Source organism: Allobosea sp. AAP35, assembly GCF_001295925.1.
Classification (GTDB): domain Bacteria; phylum Pseudomonadota; class Alphaproteobacteria; order Rhizobiales; family Beijerinckiaceae; genus Allobosea.
The window spans coordinates 149,100-155,750 of sequence record NZ_LJHQ01000022.1 but is presented as its reverse complement, the minus strand read 5'-3'; the positions used below and the strand labels follow the sequence as shown (position 1 = coordinate 155,750).

General features: G+C 64.8%; 5 protein-coding genes. 1 reads left to right on the top strand and 4 read right to left on the bottom strand.

Annotated features, from left to right (window positions below; genetic code table 11):
• The 4 genes from IP69_RS09655 to IP69_RS09640 form a co-directional block, all read right to left on the bottom strand.
• The coding region (locus tag IP69_RS09655; RefSeq protein WP_197279786.1) for a methyl-accepting chemotaxis protein at positions 1-1,637 on the bottom strand (1,637 nt) is incomplete at its 3' end.
• Positions 1,638-1,789: 152 nt separating this feature from the next.
• The gene (locus tag IP69_RS09650) at positions 1,790-2,722 is read right to left on the bottom strand and encodes a glutaminase (RefSeq protein WP_054142597.1); all 933 of its coding nucleotides are present in this window, start codon (positions 2,720-2,722) and stop codon (positions 1,790-1,792) included.
• Positions 2,723-2,808: 86 nt separating this feature from the next.
• Positions 2,809-3,603, bottom strand: a complete 795-nt coding sequence (locus IP69_RS09645) for a methyltransferase domain-containing protein (RefSeq protein ID WP_248306778.1) — start codon at positions 3,601-3,603, stop codon at positions 2,809-2,811.
• 203 nt (positions 3,604-3,806) lie between these two features.
• The gene (locus tag IP69_RS09640; protein WP_082359189.1) at positions 3,807-4,565 is read right to left on the bottom strand and encodes a Crp/Fnr family transcriptional regulator; all 759 of its coding nucleotides are present in this window, start codon (positions 4,563-4,565) and stop codon (positions 3,807-3,809) included.
• 229 nt (positions 4,566-4,794) lie between these two features.
• Between IP69_RS09640 and IP69_RS09635 the strand changes: the two genes are divergently transcribed.
• Positions 4,795-6,603: an ABC transporter ATP-binding protein/permease gene (locus IP69_RS09635; protein WP_197279784.1), complete on the top strand. Its 1,809-nt coding sequence runs from the start codon at positions 4,795-4,797 to the stop codon at positions 6,601-6,603.
• Positions 6,604-6,651: the final 48 nt, after the last annotated feature.

Below are 6,651 nucleotides of genomic sequence, written 5' to 3'. Positions count from 1 at the left end.
AGGCTCGACGCCTGCTCCTCGGTGCGCTTCGACAGATCGTCGGCGCCCATATTGATCTCGCGGGCGGCAAGCCCGACATCGGCCGAGGTCACCTGGATGGTGCGCACCGTCGAGGAGAGACGCTCGACCGTGTCGTTGATCGCGCCCTGGAGTTCGGCGAAGCGGCCGCGATAGGCGGTGTCGACACGCTGGGTCAGGTCGCCGGCCGCGACCGCCTGCAGCGTCATCGCGAACTCAGTGGTCGCGCCATCGACCACCGCATTGATCTCGTTGATGCCGGCGACGAGATTGCCCAACGCCCCGCCGACATCGCCGACGGCGGCTCGGCCGGAAAAGTCGCCGTTCTGCGCGGCGCTGACGATCAGCGACACCTCGCCCAAAAGCTTCTGGACGTGGGCGGCCTGCTCGCTGTCTGCGAGCATGGCGAGTTCACGATCGCGCCGGCTCGCTTCAACAGACAAGGCGTTCTCGCGATAGGTTTCAAGCGCACCGCTCAGCGCGCCGATTTCGTCGGGCGAGGACGGTGCCGGGATCGGCTGGGAGAAATCGCCGGCCTGCATCACGTCGAGAGCCGATTTCAGCGCGACCACCGGCTTGGCGATCCGGCGCTGAACGCCGCGCCAGCTCATGATGGAGATCGCCATGAGCGCGGCCAGCAGCCCGCCGATGACCGCCAGTTGCATCCAATCCCGGTTCAACTTGGCCTTGGTCGTGCTGGCCATGTCGTCGAGCGACTGTGTGATCGCCGAAACCATCGCCGTGAACGGGCCATTGCAGAGTCTGGTCCAGTCTTCGGCCGGCATCAGGGGACCGGCATTCTGGCCGAGCTTGGCTCCAAGCGCGTCCATCGTGCGGTTGGCTGCCTGCATCTCGCTGTTCATGACGCCGATCTTGCTGACCAGCTCCGCGCTGACGCCGGGGCGCTGCGCCATCTGAAGCAACTGGCTCATGCCGGAATCGGCGACGCCGCGCAGTTCGCCGATCCTGCGGATCTGGGCCGGCTCCAATGCCTTACCCGAAGCGATTTGGGGGCGAAGAACCGAACATTGGACACCGTAGCTGGAGCGGACGCGCCAGCCGGTCGATTTGAAGCTCTGCAGATCGGCCAGGATCGGATCGGCCATCCGGACGGCAAGCGAGGTCGCATCCGCCGCCTTGACGAGCGCGCCTTCGATATCGCCCACGCCATTATACCACGGCATGGTCGCAGCCAGGCTGCGTTCCGCCTTGGGTTTGGCCGCCTCGGCGCGCAGATCGGCGAATTTGGCGTCGGTCGCCTTCTGCTGGCTCACCACGGCAGCAATCAGGGCCTCCCGGTCCGTCAGCGATGTCGCGCCGAGACGAGCCACGGCCTCGTCGAGATCCTTCCTGTTCGCCAGCTCGACCTTCTCGATGATCGGCGCGGGATTGTCGGCGGCCTGGATCGCAGTCTGCGCTTGGCCGCGGTTGGCGCGGATGCTGTTGCCAGCAATCAGCAAGGCGCGATCGGCCTCCACGAGATCGGCCAGGCGGATATTCGTGCGCACATCCGCGATGGACTGGCTGGCCATATAGCCCAGTGCGCCGACGCCCGGAACGCAAAGGCATACCATGATGGCAACGAGGTAATTCTTGATCGAGGCGGGAAAAATCTGCACCGGTACCATCCTGGTCGACATGGCAAGAGGTCGAAGCGACTGTCTTGCCAAGAAAATATGATGGACAGTCTTGGCCCCTGATGATTAAGAATTTGCTGCCGGGCCCCATCACCATCGTCAAGGCCCAAGCGTCAGCCTCATCGAACTCTGCGTCATCCAACGCCGAAGACAGACCAGCCCGTGGCATCGGCCAGGCGCTCCAGAGCCAGCGTGCCCAGTTGCGAATTGCCATTGGCGTTGAGCCCCGGCGACCAGACCGCGATCGAGGCCTTGCCCGGCGCGATGGCCAGGATCCCGCCGCCCACGCCCGATTTGCCCGGCAGGCCGACCCGGAAGGCGAAATCGCCCGATGCGTCGTAATGGCCGCAGGTCAGCATCAGCGCGTTGATCCGCCTGGCCCGGCGTGCCGGCACGACGCGGGCGCCGCCGGGGCTGTGCAGCCCGCCATGCATCAGGAAGCGACCGGCCATGGCGAGCTGCCGGCAGTTCATCGCGATGGCGCATTGGTGGAAATAGACGCCGAGCGTCCGCTCCGGCGCATGCTCGATATTGCCGAAGGACTTCATGTAATTGGCCAGCGCGATGTTGCGGAACCCCGTGGCCTGCTCGGCGCGCGCGACCATCTCGTCGATGGCGATCCCGTCATCCTCGGCGAGATAGCGGATGAAACGCAGCAGGTCCCCGATCGCCATGCGCGGCTCATGCCCCGCGAGATTGACATCGGCAACGACGAGCGCGCCGGCGTTGATGAACGGGTTGCGCGGTATCCCTTGCTCGCGTTCGAGCTGGACGATCGAATTGAACGCGCTCCCGGAAGGCTCGCGCCCGACCCGGCTCCACAAGGCCTCGCCGACCTTGCCCAGCGCCTGCGTCAGCGCGAAGACCTTGGAAATGCTCTGGATCGAAAAGGGTTCGAGCGCGTCGCCCGCCAGATGAATCGCGCCCTCGACCGTGACCACGCAAAGCCCGAAATGGCGGGGGTCGACGGCCGCCAGAGGCGGGATATAGGTCGCAACCTCGCCACGATCGGCCAGTCCGGCCATCTCGGCGGCAATGTCGCGTACGAGCCGTGCGAGATTCGTCATGGCGATATCTCTCACGCCAACATCCGCCACGCGCAGGTCTCCGCTATTCGAGCAAGCCCAAGCTCGCCCGCCGTCGAGCGTGAGCGTCAGACCGTCTGACGATAGACCCAGACCCGCGCGGGGGGAATGTTCCGCAGCACCCAGTCGGAGACGAAGCTCTTCAAGCCCGATCCTTTGCGCGGCACGGGCGAGATCACCGAATAGGTGAACTGGATGAAGGGGGCGCCTTCGGTCAGCAGGGTGAAGGCATCCCGTGCCAGGGCGCTGCGCATCGCTGGAGGCTGATTGAACAGAGGCAGGCTGGAGACCACGGCGATCGCTTTCTCGTTCAGATGGCCGGAGAGCGTGGTGGAGAGCGCATAGGCGTCGCCCTCGACGACCGTGGCGCGCGGAAAGCGCCGCCGCAGCAACTCGCAGAATTCAGGGCTGTATTCGACCAGGATCAGCCGGTCCTCGCTGATGCCGCGCGCGATCAGCGCCTCGGTGACCGGACCGGTGCCGGGGCCGATCTCGATCACCGGGCCAGGCAATGCGGGATCGACAAAGGATGCCATCCGCCGCGAGAGGGCCGGGCTGGACGGCGTCACCGAGCCTGTCCGAGAAGGATTGTCGATCCAGGATCTGATGAACCTCGCCTCGTCCACGAGCTTGGCGCGCGCTTCGCTGACCCGGCTGCGCAGCTTCTGCGTTGTGCTGCGGACCTCGTCTTGCACCTTGTAGCGAACGGTCGCCACCTTCAGCCGGGCCTCCGCGACGCTGTCGACGAGATCGGCTGCCGTGACGCGCATCTCGTCCTCGATGCGCAAGGCGACGCGCGACTGCCCGAGACGGGCGGCCAGCGAAGGGCCCTGCGGAGGCCGACGGGGAGACGTGAGCGACATGAAACCTCTGACATCGCCCCGCAAAGGACGCGACCTGACGCGGCGCGATTGTGACGTGCCCGTCATATGGGGACAAGACCGGCCGAGAACCAAGTCTTTATCTGCATGAGCGTGTTGGTTTTGAGGCCTGAACCGGGACAAGACAGGTATCGTCCCGAAATTGATACGCGCGAACGGCGTTGCGGTTTCAGATCAGCGGTCTTTCAGATCAGCGGTCTTGGCGCCACTTCGCGCTCGTAGAGCAGGGCCATGCGCGAGGTCAGGCGCGGGTTCAACAGGGTCAGGCGTCCATCCGCCATGGCAAACAGACCCGCCTTGCGCAGGCGCGACCACGTCTTGCTGGTATGGACCAGCGAGAGGCCGAGCGCATCGGCAAGCTGCTGCTGCGACAACGGAAAGCGAAAACTGTCATCCGTGACAAGGCCGAGCGCCTCCGCCCGGCGATGCAGCGAGATCACCAGCGCGGCGATGCGTTCGCCCGCATTGCGCTGGCCCACTGAGGTCAGGTTCTGGTCGATCAGGCTCTCCTCGCGTGAACCGAGCCACGCGATTTCATAGGAGAGGTTCGGCATCTGGACGAAGAGGTCCCAGACGCGCTTGCGCGGGAAGACGCAGAGTTCGACCTCGGTCAAGGCCTCGATGCCGTGCTGCGCGGCGCTGAGCAGCGAGGCCTGAAGCCCGACGAGGTCGCCCGGCAGCAGGAAGTTCAGGATCTGCCGGCGGCCGTCGGGCAAAAGCTGGTAGCGGAAGGCCCAGCCGGAGAACAGCGTGTAGAGTTCCGGATCCTCCTGGCCCGGATGGATGATGTCGGCTCCTGCCGGCAGGATGCGATGCTCGGTCTTCATCGATTGGACGAAGCGGAGTTCATCATCGGTCTTGGTTTTGAAGGCGGGCTTGAGGCGCAGGGGGCACGCAAGGCAAGGCACGCCGTTGCGGCCGTTATGGGCGGCGATATCCGTCATCGTCTCGCGCGATCTCCCGGGCGCAGAGGTGCATTCGTCGCACCGCGCGATCCCAATACCAATTTCGCGGCCTTTGTCATGAGGCAAAGACCCAGAGCCTGTTTTTTGCGGGAACTGTCACTGCAACGAAACGTTACGTCAACAAAGCGCCACCGCCAGATGGGCATCGCCATCGCCTGGCCTGTATCGCATGAGTGACCACGACACTGCCAGGCGGAGAAACCATTCGATGACTGACGAGACGCGCGCCCCAGGTCGGTCGCGCATGCGCCGCTTCTTCGCGGTGGCTTTGCCGTTCTGGAGCGGCAAGACGAAACTGCGCGCCTGGGGGCTGACCGTCACAGTACTCGCCTTCGTGGCCGCGCAGATCGCCACGGCAGTCGCGGTCAATGGCTGGAACCGGCTGTTTTTCGATGCGCTGGAAAAGCGCGATATCGCCGCTGCCTGGAGCATCGTCGCCTGGCTGCCATTGCTGGTGGCGGCGTCGGCGCTGACCCTGTCGGCCCTGGTGATCAGCCGGATGCTGCTGCAGACGCGCTGGCGCGAATATCTCACAGGCCGGCTGGCGGGCTGGTGGATCGCCGACCAACGCTATTATCGGCTGCAGTTTGTGGCCAAGGAGCAGACGGCGCCCGAATATCGGATCGCCGAGGATGTGCGCTTGGCCATTGAGCCTCTCGTCGAGTTCGCCATTGGCCTCATCAGCGCTGCCGTCACCGCCGCGACCTTCGCGGCGATCCTCTGGCATGTCGCAGGCTCGGCGCGATTCACTCTCGGCGGCGTTGAGGTCGTCATCCCCAGCTATATGGCGCTGGCCGCGATCGGTTATGCCTTGATCGCCTCGACGGCTGCCTATTTCACCGGGCGGCCGCTGGTCGCCAAGATCGCGGCCAAGAACGAAGCGGAGGCCCAGTTCCGGGCCGAAATGACGCGGCTGCGCGAGAATGCCGAGAGCATCGCCCTGATCCGCGGTGATGCCGACGAACGCGGCTCTGTCGGCGAGAATTACGGGCGCGTCGTCGCGGCCTGGCTGCGGGTCATCCGCCAGCAGGGCATGATCGCGATCGTCCTCAACACCAATGGCGCGCTGTTCCCGATCGTGCCGCTGCTGCTGATCGCGCCGAAATACCTTTCTGGAGATGTCTCGCTGGGCGCTGTGATGCAGGTCGTGGCGGCATTCAGCGCCGTGCAGGCGGCCTTGATCTGGTTTGTCGACAACTTCGTGCGCCTGGCCGAATGGTTTGCCTCGGTCACCCGTGTCGATGAGCTTCAGGAAGCGCTGGAGGGGCTCGATATCGGAACGATCATGGAAGGCGAGACCCGCATCAAGCTCGAGGAGAGCGAGGACGGCGCCATCCATCTCGACCGGCTCTCGATCGCACACAGCAATGGCCGGGCCGTGATCACCGACGCCACGGTGGTGATCGGGCTCGGCGAGAAGGTCCTGATCGTGGGCGAAAGCGGCACCGGCAAGAGCACGCTGATCCGTGCGCTCGCCGGCCTCTGGCCCTGGGGATCGGGCTCGATCGCGGTGCCGCGCGGCAAGTCGATCGCCTTCGTGCCGCAGAAGCCTTATCTGCCCATCGGCAGCCTGCGCACGGTCCTGCTCTATCCGGAGGCTGAAAAACCGGTGCCCGACGCGATCGTGGTATCGGCCCTCAAGCGTTGCGGTTTGAGCTATCTCGCCAAACGTCTCGACGATGAGGACAAATGGGATCGGATCCTGTCGGGGGGCGAGCGCCAGCGCGTCGCCTTCGCGCGGCTCGTCATCCAGCGGCCCGACATCATCATCATGGACGAGGCGACTTCGGCTCTGGACGAGGACAGCCAGAATTCCCTTCTGGGTCTGTTCGAGGGTGAACTCGCCCATGCCACGTTGATCAGTGTCGGCCATCGCCCGGGTCTTGAGGATTTTCACGATCGCAAGATCACGTTGGAGAAGCGTCTGGCCGGAGCGCACCTGACCTCACGCCGCTTGGGCAAATCGCTCTGGCATCTCTTCAAGAGCCGGGTGGCCGCCAATGACGAGGCGGCATGATATGGCTGATCGCGCCGATGTGATCAGGTCTGCAAGGTGGCGGAGATC